Below are 18,737 nucleotides of genomic sequence, written 5' to 3' on the forward strand. Positions count from 1 at the left end.
GCACAGAAAATGTCTCTGTGCGTGTTTCCTTATGGATTAGTAAGCTGTCCAGCCACCATCAACGGCAATAACTTGTCCATTCACAAAGCTAGCCTCATCTGAGCCTAGGAAGATCGCTAATTGAGCGATTTCTTCTGGCTGACCAGCACGTGGATTAATGGATAGTCCTAGTGCTTGTCGTGCAGCACCAGTTTGGCTCATATTTGTCATAGAAGAGGCGATATTGGTCATCACTGCTCCTGGCGCAATACCATTACAGCGAATATTTTTATCAGCATACATAAAGGCTGTATTTTTTGTTAAACCAACTACCGCATGTTTTGAAGCTGTATAAGCAGCCCCAGCCCGTGCACCATATAAGCCACCAGCAGAGATATTATTGACAAAGACACCGTGTCCTTGCGCAAGGAAGATTTCTGTCGCCATACGCATAGAGCGCATAACAGCTGTTGTGTTTACTGCAAATACTTTTTCCCATCGTTCATCAGAAATTTCTCCAACTGGCTCCATACCATCCATAATACCTGCATTGTTGACTAAAATATCTAATTGACCATAGTTCGTTTTTGTTTCATCAAATAAACGTTGTAAGTCTTCTGTTGATGCGACATTGGTTTGAATGGCAAATGCTGTTCCTCCAGCCGCTTGAATACCCTCCACAACCGCTTGGGCACCCTCTAAATTTAAGTCTGAAACGACAACCTTAGCGCCTTCTTTTGCATATCCTTCTGCAATGGCTTTCCCCATACCTGAAGCTGCACCTGTCACAATGGCTACTTTACCTGCTAATCTCATCTCAAAGACCTCCTCATAGTAATTTCATTAGTTATTGAACATCTGTTCATTAAAATCATATAATAAAGATGAAAGCGATTTCAATATGCAAAAAAGCGGGATGTGTTGAGTAATCAACACATTTGGACAAACTGTTTATTAAGGAGCTGAAAAAATTGCGTACAACGGATTTACGGATTATTAAAACGAAGCAAGCTCTCCACGATGCCTTATTGACCTTGCTTAGCCAAAAGCCATTGGAGCAAATCTCCATTGCTGAAATTTGTAGAGAAGCAAAGGTCAATAGAGGAACGTTCTATTTACATTACGAGCAAAAAGAGGGACTCTTTGAAGAATACTTTCAGGAGATTATGGAGGATTTATATCAATCCTATGAAGAACCCTATCGTGCCGTCACGACATTGGACACAAATCAATTAGATCCCAATACTATCCGTATTTTTCATCATATTGAACGCTTTAAAATGTTTTATCGTATCGTCTTTTCTAAAAATGTCCCGTTGACCTACTATTACATGCTTTTTGATGGTATTTATTCCCTACTAAAACGAGATATTACCACACATCACCTGCATCAAATGGAGGATCATATCTCGATCGACTATTATAGTGCCTATCAAGCAAACGCCATCATCGGACTCATCATCCAATGGTATCGCGGCGATTTCAGCGATAGCGTGACCATGTTAAATCAGCAGCTAGCAGCTATTTTAAAGAATGTGAGGAGTGGCGGATAGAACGCTCAATTTGAAGGATAGAGAGAGAAGCAGTGGATAGAACGCCCGATTTGAAGGATAGAGAGAGAAGTAGCGGATAGGGCGCCCAATTTGAAGGATAGAAGAGAAAAAGTGGTGGATAGAACGCTCGATTTGAAGGATAGAGAGAAAAGTGGCGGATAGGACGCTCGATTTGAAGGATAGAAGAGAAAAAGTAGCGTATAGAACGCTCAATTTGAAGGATAGTGAGAGAAGCAGTGGATAGAACGCCCGATTTGAAGGATAGAAGAGAAAAAGTAGCGGATAGCCAGCTCAAAGTGAAGGATAGAACAGAAAAAGTAGCGGATAACCACGCAAAGAGAAGGTCTACATCAGCATGTAGACCTTCTTTTTTCTATTAAATCATCGGACTGGAGCTGGCTTAAATGTGACGATCAGCGTAGCAATGGCTAGTGTTACGAAGATAATGATGCCTAAGGAGCTACTGTTTTGCAGGAGATTGTCGGTACTACCACCAAAGATGATCGTGTAGTAGCCATCTGCTCCATAAGTGGCAGGTAGCATAGCAGCGACCTGCTTGTATCCTTCAGATAGCATGGTTTTTGGAACAAGTACGCCTGATGTTACTAATTGGAGTGAGAGAGCACAAATATTAAATACCATCCCCATATTCCCAAAGGCAATCACAAATACTTGGGCCAAGCTAAGGAAAGCAAGATACATTACAGATTGAAAGAAATAAATCGACAGTAGGCTTTCCTGACTAGCGATATTAAAAAGGTGCATCAAACCAATTGTTATGAATGGTAATGTAAAGGCTACGCCCACATTGAGTAGTTGTCGGGCGAGGAACAATTGCCATTTTGATAGGCTTTCTTGAACGAGCTGTGCTGCTTGCTGGTGTTGCATAATCATGACCATCGCTCCTACGAAGGAAGAGATGATGACCATAAGTGGGACAAAGTTTGCGGCAAATCCCTTTACATTATTTGTTTTTATAATGGTCCCATCGACGACATGGTCTTTGACATTCATTACAGTTGTTTTGACAGAAGTGGTAATTTGTTGGGCAGTTTGTTGCTCAAAGGGAAGCTGAGCAAATTGTTGAGCGAAGACCTCAACTGCTTGATTTTGTTGCATTGGATAAAGGGCTTGATTGATCTCTTCTGTTAATTGCTTTGCTACCCCCTCCATCATATTTTTCGCTACACTTGCATTGGCTTGATTAATCGCATAAATAATTTCAGCCACTTTCCCTGCTTGTATTTGATTTGTAAAATCGGCAGGAATTTGCATTATCATATTAATTTGTCGTTCGTTTAATGCGCTCTCAGCTTTCTTCATTGATGGATAGTCCTCCATTGAAAAGGGGATGGAGCCTTTGATGTTCTGTGCTACCTGCTGACCCATTGCAGAATCTTCCACAACAAGACCAATGCTTAACTGTTCAGCTCTTTCATTGACACCATCATAGGCAGTCATCCAGATCGTAAAAAAGATTAATTGAAAGGCAATGGTTGCAACAATGCCGATATAGGTTTCACGAACTCGCAATAGTGCTTGTAAACCTGTCATTTTTTATTCCCCCTAATATTAAGTAAGTACTTACTTGCATTGATTGGAAAAATTTTTTCTAGGAAACAAGTCCCCTAGAAAAAATAGCAACACTAGTTTGTAAAAGTTCTTCAGTTGGTAAGTCAGACACGATAGTTCCAAGTCGAGCACGTGACATAAAATGACCAAAATTCAAAGCAATAAGCGATAACGCTGCTGCTTCAAAATCAACTTCTCTTATTTTCCCTTGCTGATGCATTTCTTGAAAATAGTGAATGAGCTCCTTTTTGATGAGGAGAGGGATATTGGCGATTTCCTCACTAATTTCAGGAAATTGAATGGATTCCTTAAAGCCGATCATGACAAAATCTTTAATCGACATTAAAAAATGAAAATGCTTCAATGAGAAATTTAATAAATCCTTTTCTAATTCCCACGTTACATTTTGATTGATCTCCTGCTGTAGAAGAGGATAATAAGAAAATTGCTCAATGATGGCCTTTAATAAACCACGTTTGTTGCCAAAATGACGGAAAAGAGTGACCTCATTGACACCTGCTAATTCTGCAATGGTTTTGGTAGTTGCAGCTGTATAGCCTTTTTCACTGATCAATTGTAGAGCAGCTTCGATAATTCGTTGTGCAGTTCCTTTCGTTGTCAAAAACATACTTCCTTCCATGCAAGTAATTACTTACATCCTAGCATAATGTACGGTGAACTGCAACACCATGAATGAACGTTGACAATTATATCGACTGCTGATATATTTTAAGTATATCGACTGACGATATATTGATAGGCGATATAAAGGAGGATTTGTATGACGCAGGAACATCCGCCATTAACAGAAGGCGTTTATTATATTTTGTTAGCATTATATGAGGCGAGGCATGGCTATGGCATTATGCAATTGGTGGAAGAAATGAGCAATGGAAGAGTGCGCTTAGGGGCCGGAACCATATATGGTGCGATTAAAACATTGTTGGAACGAGGATGGATAGAGGCACTTGATGGAGATGGCAGAAAGAAAGAATATATTATTACTGAAACTGGAAAAACAGTGGTGGAATATGAAATTTTACGATTAAGGGAACTTTTTGACAATGGTATCCGTATAACGAGAGGAGTTGAATAATATGCATAAATATCGATTGATGATTAATCCCTATGCAATAGAGAAGTGGGTCAATGACATGGCTTGTGCGGGCTGGCATTTGAAAAAATTCACATGGATTCGCTTTACATTTGAACGGGGAGCGCCAAATAGTAATATTTATCGCCATGATGAATTAGGGCGATTCGGTTCGCCCTATGAAGAGGACTATGAGCAAGTAGATCGCTCTGGCCATATTGTATTTTTTAGAAAAGCAGCACAGGAAGGTCCATTTGATAAAAAAACGAAAATTGGTAACCTGTCAAAAAAGATGATGCTCTTACTTTCTCTTATTCTACTTAATTTGTTCATTGGTCTCATCGGTTTAATTGGTGATTTTTCGGAGAAAACAACAGACTGGGTTGGTTTCATGTTAAATACGCTGAATCTTGTGGTTGTTGTATTATTCACCCTCCCATTCTATAAGCTTATGCGTATACGTAATCGATTAAAGAGAGAATTAAATGTATTTTCGGATTAACGAAGCGTCTATTATTTTCCGGGAAATCAGAAAATAATGAAAAAGGAAGCGTGATTTTATAGTAGGGGTGATGCAAAATGAAAAAAAGAATGTTTCGTTTTTTTATTGATTACGAAAAGGAAGAACGATGGGTCAATGACATGGCAGATTGGGGGTGGAATCTTAAAAAGACAGTGGTAGGCTACTTTGTTTTTGAAAAAGGAACACCAGGTCAATATATTTATCGAAATGAATTTGTCAATAGAAAATCGAAGGATTACTTTGAGTTTCTAGACGAAATGAATATCGAGTGTGTGTCTAAGTTTGGTGGGTGGGCCTATTATCGAAAACCAAAATCGGAGGGGCCTTTTGAGATATTTTCAGATGCTTCCTCGAAAATAAACTATATTAAATCCATGAATCGCATATTTATATTTGTGTTACTGTTAAATTTAATCATTGGTATTTACAATCTATCGCTAGGTTTACAGGAATTCGCTGCAGGACCTATGAACACAAGCGTGGGGTGCATAAATTTGATTGTAGCCTTACTGCTATTCATTCCTATAGTGAAAAATGGAAATCGTAAAAAGGGCTTGAAACAAGACTTACATATATTTGAAGGATAAGGAGGATGACAACATGACGTTACAGTTACAGCATGTTACAAAGAAGTATAAGGATTTTACAGCTGTGGATGATTTGAATTTTACCATTGAAAAGGGTGAAATTTTCGGTCTAATTGGTCAAAATGGTGCAGGGAAAACAACAACATTCCGAATGATTTTAGATTTACAGGAGACGACGGCGGGAACAATTACGTGGGATGGCCGGCCAGTTAATGCCATAAACCGAGATGTCCTTGGTTATTTGCCTGAGGAGCGTGGTATTTTTCCAACAATGAAGGTAGAAGAGCAGCTTTACTTTTTTGGTGAGCTACGTGGCATGAAACGAGCAGAGCTGAAAAAGGAAATTGATTTTTGGATTCAACGTTTTGAACTGGAAGAAAAACGCAAGGATAAAGCAGAAACTTTATCAAAAGGGAATCAGCAAAAGGTACAGCTAATTGCGAGCTTTATCCATAAACCAGCGTTTTTAATTTTAGATGAGCCGTTCAGTGGGCTAGATCCCGTCAACAAAGATTTACTAAAGGATGCTATTTTACTATTGAAAGAGCAGGGTACGACGATTTTGTTCTCCAGTCACCAAATGGACAATGTCGAGGAGCTTTGTGATCATTTATGCTTATTAAAACGAGGTGTTTCTTTATTTTCTGGAAGCTTACTAGATTTAAAGAAACAATATGGTAAAACAAAGCTTGCTGTTCGTACGGATTGGTCAACGACACAGTTATTGGCACTAGAGGGTGTCAAGGATGTGCGCGTAGAGAAGGAACAAACAGTGCTTACATTAGCAGACGAAAGCTTTGCTCAAAGTATCTTTGAGCAGCTATCCAACGGGAAGTATATTGAAAAATTCAGCTTAGATTATTTATCCTTAGATGAAATCTTTAAAGATAAGGTAGGTGGCCATGTTGTCGAAGTTTAATTTATTAATGAAGCAATTATATAAAGCTAAAATTAAATCAAAATCCTTTATCTTAATGACTTGTTTATATGTCCTTGTCATGTCTGTGGCTGTCTTCTGGTCAGAAATTAAGGAACTATTCACAGGTGATGATGAAGCACAGCAAATCGCGATTATCAATGAAACCTCTGCCGATTTAAGTGGTATTTTTGTCTCGAATGGAGATATGGCCTTTATTCAGGATGAACAAGATGTTTCAGCCCTTGAAAAAAGGGTAAAGGACGGCAAGCTTGATGCTATTGTAACGATTAACGATCAAAATGGTCAGCTACATGCGGAAATTGCTACGTTCACACCACTGAAATTGAACGATCAATCTACATTATCATCCTTATTACAGTATGCTGGTCAGCATTATGCTGTTCAGCAATTATCGCTTTCGCCAGAGCAAGCAGCACAAATTATGGCGGCTCAAACAACGATTTCAACGAAAAACTTAAATGAGGAATCAGCAGGAGGAAAAAGTGAGGAAGAAAAGCAATCTGGTTTAGTGGTTTCCTATGCGGTTGGGATTTTAATCTATTTCTTTATCTCTACATTCCTATCGATGATTACGACTGAAATAGCCTCTGAAAAGGGCTCACGCGCAATGGAAATGCTCTTAGTAAGTGTCAAACCTGGGACACATTTTAAAGCAAAAATTGCTGGCGTTTTATTGCTTGCTTTAACACAGATGGGCATTATTGCGGCCGTGTTCCTTATCTATGCGAAGTTTATCAAAGGTGGGATGGTTTGGGATGCAGCTGCTAGCATTGTCAAGGAATTGTCCGTTGGCTATGTCATCTATGCTATCGTATTCCTACTGTTAACAGTTATTCTTTATCTTATCATCGGTGCATTATTCGGCTCTTTAGTATCGAAAGTAGAAGAGGCGGGTCAAGTATTAATGCCTGCGATGATTATTACGATCATCGGCTTCTATGTTATGCTGACAGGCATGGGTAATCCAGATACAATTATTATCAAAATATTCTCTTATATCCCACTAACTTCTGGCATGATCATGCCAATGCGTATTGGCGCTACAGATATCGGTGGCATTGTACCATTACTTTCATTAGGAATTTTAATCGTAACGATTGTTGTTGTGTACCTATTTAGTTTATCGTTCTATAAACGTAGTGTATTGACATATAGCTCTGGCGGTGTCATTCAAAAAATTAAAACGGTATTAAAAGTAACAACATAACATAATGGCAGCTACATGGATAATGTAGCTGCTTTTTTAGTGAGATGATGCCATTGTTAGCAAACAATGTAAAGGAATTTACGGAATGAGTCGAATTTTGGATAGAAAGAGGCTATAATTTATAAAAGGGGATGAGACGATGTTAGCTAAATCAGAGGTGGAGGCAATTCTTGACCGATCATCAAATCAGCGTTTAGCAACAATCGAAGAAAAAGCGCAGCTCTTTCAAAAGCTTCAACAGCTATGCCCTACTAGTAAAGAAATAGAAGCAATTCTTCACTATTGGACAGATATGGAAATTTTTGTTAATGATGCTCACCCTAACCAATATAGTTTGCAATATAAAGTACACCAGAATGGCTATTGTATAGCAGATTCGTATTTTTTCATCCTATAGAAAATGAAACTTTTTTACATGGTAATCGTAAGTAATTAGTAGAGATAAATTGCAGGGGGTAAAACGTATGTCTGAATTCAACAATGATCTTTTAAAATCCAAGGACCCATTCGCTTCAGAAAATCCTTTATTACAGCCAAATCCACTTTTACAGCAGGCAACTGAGCAAAAGCCGGTGCTTGTATCTGAGCAGGAGCTATCACAAATCGCACAAAATCAGCTAATGTTAAAGCAAGATCCAGAGGTTCATACACTTGCACAAAAAATTGATGTCAAAGATCAAATTGCCATGCTAGAGCTCGGTAAAGAAACAGCAAGTGGCATTTCGACCTTTTCAGATAAAATGCTCGCAACGATGAAAGCTAGTAAGCTGGAAGAATCGAGTGTGCTATTAAATAACCTGAATAAAATTATGGATAAATTCGATCCACAGGATTTTGCGGAAGAGAAAAAGGGCGGTTTCATCTCCAAGCTCTTTAACAAAGGAAAAGAGCAATTGGAAAGGTTCTTATCTAAGTATGACAGCATGAATAAAGAAGTGGATGTCATTTACCGTGAAATTCAAAAATATGAAGGGGAAATGAAGCGTAATACCATTGACCTTGAAAATCTGTATGAACAAAATTTAAACTACTTCCAATCATTAAGTAAATTTGTTGCAGCTATTGAAGTGAAAACAGAAGAGGTCCGTGCCTCTTTACCAGCACTTGAACAAAAGGCTCAAAGTGGTGACCAATTGGCAGCTATGGAATATGAAACAATGCTTCGCGCTGTGGAATTATTAGAGCAACGTCGCTATGATTTAGAAATGGCACAACAAGTATCATTCCAATCAGCACCTCAAATTCGCTTAATGCAGCAAGGGAACAATCATCTGATTGCCAAGATTAATTCTGCCTTTGTCACAACGATTCCGATCTTTAAGCAGGGGCTAATTCACGCAGTGACATTAAAGCGTCAAAAGCTGATTTCTGATTCTATGGTAGAGCTAGATCGCCGTACGAATGAAATGCTTGTCCGAAATGCTGAAAATATTAGTAAGAACAGTGTGAATATCGCTCGTCAAGCTGGTAGCCCAAGCATTAAAATCGAAACCATTGAAACAACATGGCAAACAATTATGGCTGGTATTCAAGAAACGAAGCAAATTCAAGCAGAAACAGCAAGAAACCGTGAAGAAGGTCGTAAACGTATTGAGCGTTTGCAATTGGAATATGAGAAACTGAAAAAAATGTAAGGCTAAAGCTTCTTGCAGCTATTGTTGCAAGAGGCTTTTTTTATGGAAAGTGTAGGTGAGCAAGGACTCCTTCTACGTGTGAGAAATGATCTTTGACAAAAAGCAAAATAGTGATTATGATAAAATCAAATGAGAATGATTATCAAATGAAGAGGAAGCGGAAAGATGCTGCACAAGGGTATTCGATTACATGTATTTATTCGTGGAGGAGTGAAAATAAATGGCAAATAAGATAAATGCCTCTACATTGTCGTATGAGCCTTTTAAAGATGGAACGCTTGCTCTATACACGACAGATAGCTTAATGATTGTACCGCAAAGTCGCTATCAAGAGCTTTTGCATATGGAAGAGTTACATAATGCTATGCATAAAGATTTAGATAACAAGCAAAATGGTTTAGAACGAGAACGAAAAATGTTAAAAAAACAAAATACACAGCTAACAGAAGATCTACAAAAGTTAAAGCAGCAAAACACAGTCTTGCAGAAAAAGGTAACTGAATACAATTGTGTAGTGGAGGAGATGAAGGTGCTTCGCCAAGAAAACACAGATCTTCTTATGGAGCTAAGTAAATATACAGCGATGTCAAGAGAGTCATTGACGGGGCCTGTGAAGTCGATGATTCGAGCTATGCGTGAGCAAGGAGTTGGAATTAAAGAAATCCATATTCGCATTAAGCGCCAAATCAATCCAGAGATTAGCTATAGTACCGTACGCAAGTATATTTCTGAGCTAGAATCGGAACAGAAAGGTTAACAGCTTTTAAAATGAACTAGAAATTTGGCATTTACAGCAGCTACTCAAAGTCCTATAATGAGTCTATTCTTTAACTAGTTTAAGATTATAGGAAATCGTTGACCGATTTCAATAAGAGTAGGAGCGTTAGTATCATGTCAAATGAGAAAAAAGGAGTTTTGGCTGCCTTTTTTGCCTATGCCTTTTGGGGAGCATTCCCACTATATTGGAAATTACTTGAGCATGTACCAAGTATGGAGATTTTATTATCCCGTGTCATTTGGTCCTTTGTCTTTACAGTGCTGGCAGTGATCGTATTTCGCATGCGTCATGACCTCGTAGCAGATTTAAAATATTTATGGTCACATCAAAAGCACTTCTGGCAGCTTGCGGGTGCGTCCTTTGTCATTTCAATGAACTGGTATTTATATATTTGGGCAGTGACGCATAATCATCTCATTGAAACGAGCTTAGGTTATTATATTAATCCGCTCTTGTCTGTAATCTTTGGGGTGATTTTCTTTAAAGAATCGCTCAGTCGTGCACAATGGGTAGCGACAGGAATTGCTTTTATTGCGGTGATTATTTTAACAATGAATTATGGCTCTGTCCCGTGGGTAGCTTTATTGATTGCGCTATCCTTCGCAATTTATGGTGTGCTGAAAAAGAAAATTACATTGGATGCAACAAGAGGGCTAGCCATTGAAACGTTATTGATTTTACCCTTTGCATTAGGCTATTATGTTTATCTTTTTGCTACACATCAAGCTTCGTTTTTACATGTCGATGTTAAAACAGATATTTTGATGATCTTCAGTGGCTTAGTAACAGCCGTCCCGCTTATTTTATTTGCGAAGGGTGCACAAAATATACCTTTATACTTACTAGGGTTTATCCAATATGTATCGCCAACCATTGTCCTGATTTTAGGCATCGTGCTATACAAAGAGCCATTTAGTCAGGTTGAGCTCCTTGCATTCAGCATTATTTGGGCAGCATTACTCTTATTTTCTGGTTCTAAAATTATCGAAACAAGAAAAGCCCATCATAAATCAGTTTCGTAAAAGACTTGTAGATTTTTCTACAGGTCTTTTTTTAGGTAACTTTTACCACTTCGCTTTGTAATGCACAAAACTTTTTTATTTCTTTATCGGATTGCCCGCTATTTTGTTTAATCGTATTTTAAAGATCAATAAAATTCATCCACTAATATGGTAAAAAATAAAGGTAGCTTCTTGAATTGTCTGGTTGAGATGAAGTGCCTGTTTGAAAACTATTAAAATCGCTAGAACGAATGGTAAAACGGTTACGATGGCTGCTGGATTTTTCAGTTCATGCTTTTGCTTTCTATAGAATAGCCAACAAATAATGGCAGCCATTAGGAGTGCACTGAGTAGGATGAGGCTAACAATGAATGTAGCGTGTAACTTATTCACGGCTTACTCTATATTGCATTGTCTTGACTCTCATTCCACTTAAAGTGGTCATTCTCATGCAAGACTGCATAATGAAAGCCCATTGCGTTTCTTTCATCAATCACAGTTGATGTGGCAGAGGCTGTAGGGATTATAAAAATTAATAAAAAAATAATGGTAAACAGGCAAAGGGGAGTCTTTTGTTGCATTTAGGTACTCCCTCCAAATAGAGTCTTTTTGATAGATTCGACAAAATTAGGAGAAAACCTTTTGAAGCGTAGGCACCTTTACTTTCATGCCAGCATATAGTAAAATGTCAATAATTAGATAACAATGATCAATTAATGAGAGGTGCTTTTTGTGAGTGCGGTAGGTTCTAACTAGGTAAAAATTGAATGAAATAGTGGCGATGACGACAGCAGGGGATATATGTTATGAACACCCCTTATTTTGTCATGGACCTATTTCAACAACCTATGTAGATACCTACAATACTTTATTAAGCGTGGCATAAAGGATAGAAACTTCAATTAGATGAAGTTTTATTTGTGATGCCGAGAAAACGCGCCTTTTAAAGATAGAGCTGTGGGGATTCCTCACAGCTTTTTTATGTTGTTTAAACCATCATTGCTATCTAATATTGGGTAGGTATCTTCATGTATGATAAAACATGACAATGGGGAGCAAAAAGAAATGAATAATACTACACTTGAAAAATTACAATATCATGAATTAAAGGACATCGTTAAATCCTACTGTGTCAGCGGGTTAGGAAAACAGCTTTTAGATAAATTAATGCCAAGCTCAAGCTTAACAGTGGTAAAAAATCGGTTGAATGAAACAACAGAAGCTCGTGCAATATTGGATGCAGAGGGGCATGTTCCGTTTTTAGGGGTATCGAATATTGAGCATATTATGACTAAGCTTGAAAAGGGAATGCTTCTAGATCCCAGTGAGCTAGTGAGTATCTCTGATTTTTTAAGAGGCTGCCGCAACATCAAAAAATTTATGTTAGATAAGGCATTTTTTGCGCCTGTTCTTTCCTCTTACGCTCATTCTATGGCTGAATTTAAAAGCGTGGAGGAGGAGATAAATTTTGCGATCAAAGCCAATCGTGTAGATTCGGCTGCTAGTCGTGAATTAAAACGCATCCGTCATCATATGGAAACGACAGAGGAAAAAATAAAAGAACGTTTAACGAAATTTTTAAATAACAGTGCCAATAAACCGTATATCCAGGAATTTTTTATTAGTCAAAAGGATGATCGCTATACGATTCCGATTAAGGCGACCTATAAAAATCATGTACAGGGAACAGTCGTTGAAATTTCCTCAAAAGGGGCAACCGTTTTTATGGAGCCAAGTGTTGTCGCTAAATTAAATGTTGAATTAGCTACCTTAAAGGCTGAGGAAGCGGTGGAGGAATATCAGATTTTAGCGTCTTTATCAGGGCTATTGATGGAACATCTGCATGCCATCACCATTAACATGGAGTTGATCAGTCAATACGATATGGTTTTTGCCAAAGCGAAGTTCAGTAGACAAATAGGTGGTAGGGAGCCGCTTATAAATGATTATGGTTATATTCAACTGATCAATGGTAAGCACCCATTACTACCAGGAAATGCGGTACCCCTTCAATTTTCCATCGCGAAAGACTACCGTAGCTTAATTATTACAGGGCCAAACGCTGGCGGGAAAACGGTTGTGTTGAAAACCATTGGCCTTTTAACATTAGCTACAATGTCAGGCTTCCATATTGTAGCGGACGAAGGAACGGAAATGGCTGTATTTGATCATATCTTTGTTGATATTGGCGATAATCAAAGTATAGAGAATGCACTTAGTACGTTTTCTTCTCATATGAAAAATCTTTCCGATATTATGAGAGCTGCTAATAATCATACACTCTTACTGTTTGATGAAATTGGCAGTGGAACAGAGCCAAATGAAGGAGCAGCACTAGCCATTGCGATACTAGAGGAATTTTATCAAATGGGCTGTATAACTGTGGCAACTACACATTATGGTGAAATTAAACGATTTTCTGAAATGCATCCTGATTTTATGAATGCAGCAATGCGCTTTCATGCTGAAACATTAGAGCCTTTGTATCAATTACTCATCGGCACGTCTGGAGAAAGCAATGCTTTATGGATTTCCAAAAAAATGAATGTCCGCGAAGCTGTTTTACAAAGAGCGAAGGATTATATAAATAATAAAGAATATCAGCTGACGCTCGTTCAGGACAGTAAAATTCGTAAGCCTAAAGAAGAGAAAAAAAGCTTGGCAGCAGTTTATACATTTGCCAAAGGGGATCGTGTGAAATTATTGGACTATGATGATGTGGGATTGGTATATGAAGAAATGAATCCGTACAATAATGTCAGGGTATTCTATCAGGGGCAAATACTAGAAGTGAACGTAAAGCGACTTGCTCTTGAATTACCTGCAACAGAGTTATACCCTGAGGGATATGATTTAGAGACATTATTTGTAGACTATCAGGATCGGAAGCTTCAGCACGATATCGAGCGTGGTTCGAAAAAAGCGTTACGCAAGATCCATAAACAAATTAAGAACGATCGTCAGCAATAAAAACAAGGGATTGCACAGCCTCGTGCAATCCCTTTACTCATTAGGTTATGGAATCAATCTGTGCCTTAATCGTTCGATAGACTTCCTCGATTTTTCGTTTATAGGGTAAATCCACTAAATCCAATGAATCAGTATAGGCCATTTTTGCAATTTCATAGGCTGTTGTTAGCTCACCAAAATGTGCATAGCAAAGGGCTTTATAGGAAAAGCATTCATTTAAGCTTAAAATATCATATGGATGACTAATATAGATCGGGATGTGTTTATACTGTTCAAATGCAGCTTTCGCTTCCTCATAACGACCAAGTAAATATAAGGATTTTCCTTTTTCAGCATAATAAAAGTTTGGATCAAGCTTGTCTAAATAATCATCGTGTCGAAGCTGATTAAAACGTTCTATTTCGATCAGAGCCTGCTCAAAATTATTGCTGTAATTATTATAATAATGTGCCTTCAATACAAAAATAAAAGCATCAACCTCAACACGTTCAGCAAATGCCTGATATTGCTCCAGTTTCATAAACATATGATTGGTTTGTTCAAAATCATGATCAATCATCGCACAATAGGCTCCAATTCTGTACATATTATCAATCTGATAGAACAGTTGGTTTTTATGAGCATTGGCAATCGTCTCTTGAATTAATTTTTTCCCTTCCTCATGTTCACCAATTGCAAGTTGGAAAATACTTGTATAATAAGTCATTAATAAGGCATCACGAGAATCAAGCTGATAGTCCTCTTGTTCGATAATGTCTTTTGCCTGTAAGATACGATCGTAAGCCAATGTATATTGACGTTTTGCTGCTAAAATAGCCATCTCTAGGATAAAGGTTTTGAACCAATGGCTGAGTAAATTAATTTCCTTAAAAATAGTGCGGGCTTGCTGAAGCGGGACTTCCCATGTTGTTAATCCTGCTTCATACTGGGCATCTGCGTAAATATACAATAAACGGCCAGCTTCATAACTTTGAGGTAGGCCCTCCACAGACGGCTTTATTAAATCGACAATTTCTTGATGATGATCGGCATCTCCACGTTTTACTTCTGCAAATAAACTTTCCACCTGTTCTAATAGCTGGCGAATGGAGGATGGCGTTACTTCTTCCAGTAATTCACTAGCTTTTACACCTAAACGTTCAGCAATATAGTCAAGGCTTTCCATGGAAGGCTTGGCCTTATCATTTTCTATTTGGCTTAACATTCCTTTAGTTAGACGATCACCGGCGAGTGCCTCTAATGTTAATTTTTGTTCTTTCCTTAATTTGCGAATTCGTGTGCCTAAAGAGTCCACTGCCTCGCCTCCTTTTGTTTAATTATATTAAACTTTTGCTTGCGTGAAAAGAGGGAGCTATGGTATATTTTGTTTAACTTAATTAAACTTTTTAATTTAGTTAAATAAAGGAGGGGTTTAAATGAATGAGGTAGAAAAATTAAAAAAGGCGACCTACCACTTATGGACGTTCACTGCGAGTAAAATGATTGCCATGTTGGGTGCAAATGTCATGGCATTTGGTTTCAGCTTGTATATTTTAGCGATGACTGGGTCAGCAATGAGCTTTGCTACCAATATGATTTGTTCCGTATTACCACGCGCTCTTGTGGCACCATTAGCTGGCTATGTCGCAGATAATTTTTCAAAAAAGCGTACGATTTTACTAGCACAGGCAGGCACCATTTTGACAGTAGGGGGATTACTGCTTTATACAGAAACAGTAGGAATGTCCGTTTATGCTATTTACATAGCTACTGTTTTTAATACGATTTGCTCAGCCTTTTCTGGTGTAACGTTTTCATCGGCTATTGCCACACTTGTCAATCCAGAGCGATTACAGCGTGCGATGTCATTTAACCAAATGTCAATGTCTGTAGCTGCAATTGGAGGACCAGTCATTGGTGGTATGATGTATGGATTTTTTAATATGGATGTATTTTTAATGGTGAATATGGTGGCCTATGCGATTGCCTTTTGTTTAGAGGCAACAATGGATTTTAACCTTTATAGTACAAGAGGGGAAGATACGAAAAAAGAAAAGATGTGGGAAGGGCTGAAAAGTGGTTTTCATTATATCAAGCAACGTAACGTCATTAAGACCATTATGTGGGTTGCATTGTGGATCAACCTATTCTTTTCTGCCATCGCTGTTGGAGGAACGTACATCATTATTGAATTGCTAAAAGTAAAATCTACACACTTTGGCTTTATTGAAGCGTCTGGTGCATTAGGTATGCTCTTGGCATCCCTTTATTTCGCAACAAGACCTGAAGTAAAGGTCCCTTTACGCTTTTCCAAAATCAGCTTATTACTATTGGCGGGAAGTGTTGGCTTAGCAGTCATCCCATTAGTCACTGATTTTTCCTATATTGCTATCGTGATCTTCTATCTCATCATTTACTTTATTTTCGCAATTTTCGAAATAGGGATTAATATGCCCATCGGGGTGTATATGCAAAAAATCATTGCGGAAGAGTACCGTGGGCGTGTTTTTGGGCTAATGGAGACGATGGCGATGTCCATGATGCCGATTGGTATGGTAGTCTATGGCATGTTATATGATACATTACCAGCAACGATTATTTTACCAGTAACGAGTATCATTATTATTATCATTTCACTTGTGATGCTGCGCTCCTCTATTTTAAAAGAGGCACATCCAGAGTATTATGAAAAAGCAGCTCTACCAGAAGGGGTCGCGAACACAACAACGTAAAAGAACAGGCATGCATTTCACTGCATGCCTGTTCTTTTACTGATCCTCAATGACAATATAGGTTGCTTGAATAGGACCATGAACTCCAACGATAAGAATCATTTCGATATCGGCTGAGTTGCTTGGTCCCGTAATAAAGTTAATACAGGAAGCAATTTTTTCACCCTGACGGATTTTTTCACTAATCCAGCGTGCTGCCTGTGTCATACGAGGTACAATTGTACTTTTAGGAATGAAAATGATCGACTTTTCGGGTAAAAAGCTAATGCTTCTCCCTTTATCTTTGCTACTAAAGAGCACGGCAGTTCCCGATTCTGCTAACGTCATTTCACTAATTGTCATTCCGATATTTGCCTTTTCAGCTTGTCGTATATTTTCCTCAGGATGCTGTGGATCCCATTCATAAAGCTGAATATTGGCTTGGGACCATTGTTCGTTCATAAGCGCGGATAATCCATAATCTTGGAAACGTTTATCCTTCCATGTAATAACGGACTGACCTCCATAATTATCAACAACTTTCTGTAAATCCTGTGGAAGTGTGGCAGTACTAGAAATGACAATATCGGTATGAATGTTGGCGCACTGCTGGATTAATATTTCTACCAATTCATCCTTTGTCGCATCTTTGAGCACACGATCTTGAGGCTGATACTGCCAAGTTGGTCGTGGAAGTTCTGTCTTAGGCGAACGTCCGAGTTGCTTCGCGATATTTGCTAAAAAGGTTTCTCGCTGCTGAATCATACCAGTCATTATTGCTCGCCTCCTTTTGTACGATGCTTCATCCAGTCTCTAAAGCTGTCTTTACTCGGGGCAGGAAAATCCCTTGCCTCGGTCCAGGCTTTTAATGGGCCTGGCCCTTTAGAAATGGTCTTGTCTTTGGTAAATGGAGACATGGCAGGTGCAGCCATTTTTGTCGCCATTTTATAAAGGGTAGGGGAGGAAGCCCCTAGTCCAAATGCCTTCATTAAAAGCTTTTCAGAGATAGGTGCCTTGCCCTCATTTTCAACAATGACCTGACGATGGCGATGAATGAGCTGATGTAATGGAATTTTAACAGGGCATGCATCTGTACAAGCACCGCACAATGTAGAAGCATAGGGCAGTTCTTTAAAATCATCGTAGCCTCCTAAAAGTGGAGAGAGCACAACACCTACAGGTCCAGAGTAGATAGAGCCATACGTATGCCCACCCACATGACGATAGACAGGGCAAGCATTAACACAGGCAGCACAGCGAATGCATTGTAAAATAGGCTGGAATTCACTACCTAAAATAGCCGAGCGTCCATTATCAACAATAACTAAATGAAATTCCTCTGGTCCATCCGTATCCTCTTCGTCCTTTACGCCTGTTAACGTTGTAATATAGCTCGTTAGCTTTTGACCGACAGCACTTCTTGTTAATAAACTAACAAGGACCTCCATTTCTTCAAATGTAGGAACTATTCTTTCCATTCCCATAACTGTGATTTGTGTTTTGGGTAGCGCTGTTACTAAATCAGCATTGCCCTCATTCGTAACGAGTGTAATCGAGCCACTTTCAGCAATAGCAAAATTACAGCCTGTAATACCAATATCGGCTGTTAAATATTCCTGTCGTAATTTTTCACGTACATAAAGGGCAAGTTCCTCTGGCTTTTCTGTTTGACTGTAGCCTTGTTTTTCCTTAAAAACATCTCGAATTTGCTCCTTATTTTTATGCAAGGCTGGCGCCACGATATGCGAAGGGGGCTCGTGATCTGCCACCTGCAAAATATATTCACCTAGGTCCGTCTCAATCACTTCACAACCAAGCGCTTCTAAAGCTGTATTTAAGTTAATTTCTTCTGTCACCATTGATTTGGATTTCACAATTTTTGCCGCATTTTTCTTTTTGGCAATGCTTTGAATATAGTCGGTTGCTTCCTGTGCAGTTTGCGCAAAGAACACATGCCCACCTCGTTTAGCAACATTTTCACTTAATTGATAAAGGTAATAATCAAGATTTGCTAAAACATGCTTGCGAATTTCCTCTCCATGAGAACGCCATTCTTCCCAATGTCCTAATTCCTCTGCTTGTTGAAGGCGACGTGTTTGAAAACGTTCTTGGGCACTCGAAACTGCACGACGCATAAATTGATTATCTAGCTCTTTCGTGACACGTTGTTGAAACCGATCATCACTTGTTTTCATGGCCATGTTTATTTC

At 38.6% G+C, this 18,737-nt stretch carries 19 protein-coding genes; 12 read left to right on the plus strand and 7 right to left on the minus strand.

The features are described 5' to 3' along the window. Positions 1-36: 36 nt before the first annotated feature. Positions 37-795, minus strand: a complete 759-nt coding sequence (locus MKZ14_RS08110; RefSeq protein ID WP_016994382.1) for an SDR family oxidoreductase — start codon at positions 793-795, stop codon at positions 37-39. A gap of 155 nt (positions 796-950) precedes the next feature. Here MKZ14_RS08110 and MKZ14_RS08115 point away from each other — a divergent pair, with 155 nt between their 5' ends. Beyond that, the gene (locus MKZ14_RS08115; protein ID WP_333005764.1) at positions 951-1,532 is read left to right on the plus strand and encodes a TetR/AcrR family transcriptional regulator; all 582 of its coding nucleotides are present in this window, start codon (positions 951-953) and stop codon (positions 1,530-1,532) included. Positions 1,533-1,913: 381 nt separating this feature from the next. Here the strand turns inward: MKZ14_RS08115 and MKZ14_RS08120 are convergent, their stop codons facing one another. Beyond that, a complete protein-coding gene (locus tag MKZ14_RS08120) occupies positions 1,914-3,086 on the minus strand; it encodes an ABC transporter permease (protein WP_333005763.1) in 1,173 nt (390 codons plus the stop codon). A gap of 58 nt (positions 3,087-3,144) precedes the next feature. Next, positions 3,145-3,732: a TetR/AcrR family transcriptional regulator gene (locus tag MKZ14_RS08125; protein ID WP_036076372.1), complete on the minus strand. Its 588-nt coding sequence runs from the start codon at positions 3,730-3,732 to the stop codon at positions 3,145-3,147. Between the two features lie 153 nt (positions 3,733-3,885). Here MKZ14_RS08125 and MKZ14_RS08130 point away from each other — a divergent pair, with 153 nt between their 5' ends. The 9 genes from MKZ14_RS08130 (at position 3,886) to rarD (ending at position 10,888) form a co-directional block, all read left to right on the plus strand. After that, on the plus strand, positions 3,886-4,200 hold the full coding sequence (locus MKZ14_RS08130) for a PadR family transcriptional regulator (RefSeq protein ID WP_009374222.1): 315 nt from the start codon (positions 3,886-3,888) through the stop codon (positions 4,198-4,200). Between the two features lies 1 nt (position 4,201). Further along, positions 4,202-4,699: a DUF2812 domain-containing protein gene (locus MKZ14_RS08135; RefSeq protein WP_333005762.1), complete on the plus strand. Its 498-nt coding sequence runs from the start codon at positions 4,202-4,204 to the stop codon at positions 4,697-4,699. A 77-nt stretch (positions 4,700-4,776) separates the two neighbouring features. Next, entirely contained in the window at positions 4,777-5,307 is a 531-nt protein-coding gene (locus tag MKZ14_RS08140; RefSeq protein WP_333005761.1) for a DUF2812 domain-containing protein, read from the plus strand. A gap of 13 nt (positions 5,308-5,320) precedes the next feature. Next, positions 5,321-6,226: an ABC transporter ATP-binding protein gene (locus MKZ14_RS08145; protein WP_036076356.1), complete on the plus strand. Its 906-nt coding sequence runs from the start codon at positions 5,321-5,323 to the stop codon at positions 6,224-6,226. After that, on the plus strand, positions 6,210-7,454 hold the full coding sequence (locus MKZ14_RS08150; RefSeq protein WP_333005760.1) for an ABC transporter permease: 1,245 nt from the start codon (positions 6,210-6,212) through the stop codon (positions 7,452-7,454). The genes MKZ14_RS08145 and MKZ14_RS08150 overlap by 17 nt, the downstream gene beginning before the upstream one ends. A gap of 139 nt (positions 7,455-7,593) precedes the next feature. Beyond that, positions 7,594-7,851, plus strand: coding sequence for a hypothetical protein (locus MKZ14_RS08155; RefSeq protein WP_333005759.1), 258 nt, complete (start codon positions 7,594-7,596; stop codon positions 7,849-7,851). Between the two features lie 67 nt (positions 7,852-7,918). Then, complete coding sequence (locus tag MKZ14_RS08160; RefSeq protein ID WP_016995219.1) at positions 7,919-9,088, plus strand: toxic anion resistance protein; 1,170 nt, start codon at positions 7,919-7,921, stop codon at positions 9,086-9,088. A 220-nt stretch (positions 9,089-9,308) separates the two neighbouring features. Then, the gene (locus MKZ14_RS08165) at positions 9,309-9,845 is read left to right on the plus strand and encodes a hypothetical protein (protein WP_333005757.1); all 537 of its coding nucleotides are present in this window, start codon (positions 9,309-9,311) and stop codon (positions 9,843-9,845) included. A 134-nt stretch (positions 9,846-9,979) separates the two neighbouring features. Continuing rightward, entirely contained in the window at positions 9,980-10,888 is a 909-nt protein-coding gene (gene rarD / locus MKZ14_RS08170; protein WP_036076361.1) for an EamA family transporter RarD, read from the plus strand. Positions 10,889-11,023: 135 nt separating this feature from the next. Here rarD and MKZ14_RS08175 read toward each other — a convergent pair whose 3' ends face one another. Continuing rightward, a complete protein-coding gene (locus MKZ14_RS08175; protein WP_333005756.1) occupies positions 11,024-11,260 on the minus strand; it encodes a hypothetical protein in 237 nt (78 codons plus the stop codon). Positions 11,261-11,932: 672 nt separating this feature from the next. Here MKZ14_RS08175 and MKZ14_RS08180 point away from each other — a divergent pair. Further along, positions 11,933-13,837: a mannonate oxidoreductase gene (locus tag MKZ14_RS08180; RefSeq protein ID WP_026023545.1), complete on the plus strand. Its 1,905-nt coding sequence runs from the start codon at positions 11,933-11,935 to the stop codon at positions 13,835-13,837. A 40-nt stretch (positions 13,838-13,877) separates the two neighbouring features. Here MKZ14_RS08180 and MKZ14_RS08185 read toward each other — a convergent pair whose 3' ends face one another. Beyond that, on the minus strand, positions 13,878-15,131 hold the full coding sequence (locus MKZ14_RS08185; RefSeq protein WP_016995213.1) for a helix-turn-helix transcriptional regulator: 1,254 nt from the start codon (positions 15,129-15,131) through the stop codon (positions 13,878-13,880). A 121-nt stretch (positions 15,132-15,252) separates the two neighbouring features. On the opposite strand from MKZ14_RS08185, the gene MKZ14_RS08190 reads away from it, so the two are divergent. Next, positions 15,253-16,548 (plus strand): MFS transporter, encoded by a 1,296-nt coding sequence (locus MKZ14_RS08190; protein WP_333005754.1) that lies wholly within the window; start codon positions 15,253-15,255, stop codon positions 16,546-16,548. Positions 16,549-16,584: 36 nt separating this feature from the next. Here the strand turns inward: MKZ14_RS08190 and MKZ14_RS08195 are convergent, their stop codons facing one another. After that, positions 16,585-17,301: a lactate utilization protein C gene (locus MKZ14_RS08195; protein ID WP_016995212.1), complete on the minus strand. Its 717-nt coding sequence runs from the start codon at positions 17,299-17,301 to the stop codon at positions 16,585-16,587. Beyond that, complete coding sequence (locus MKZ14_RS08200) at positions 17,301-18,728, minus strand: LutB/LldF family L-lactate oxidation iron-sulfur protein (protein ID WP_016995211.1); 1,428 nt, start codon at positions 18,726-18,728, stop codon at positions 17,301-17,303. Before MKZ14_RS08200 ends, MKZ14_RS08195 begins: the two co-directional genes overlap by 1 nt. Positions 18,729-18,737 lie beyond the last annotated feature (9 nt).

It is taken from the genome of Lysinibacillus sp. FSL P2-0066 (assembly GCF_037969495.1).
Taxonomy (GTDB): Bacteria; Bacillota; Bacilli; order Bacillales_A; family Planococcaceae; genus Lysinibacillus; species Lysinibacillus boronitolerans.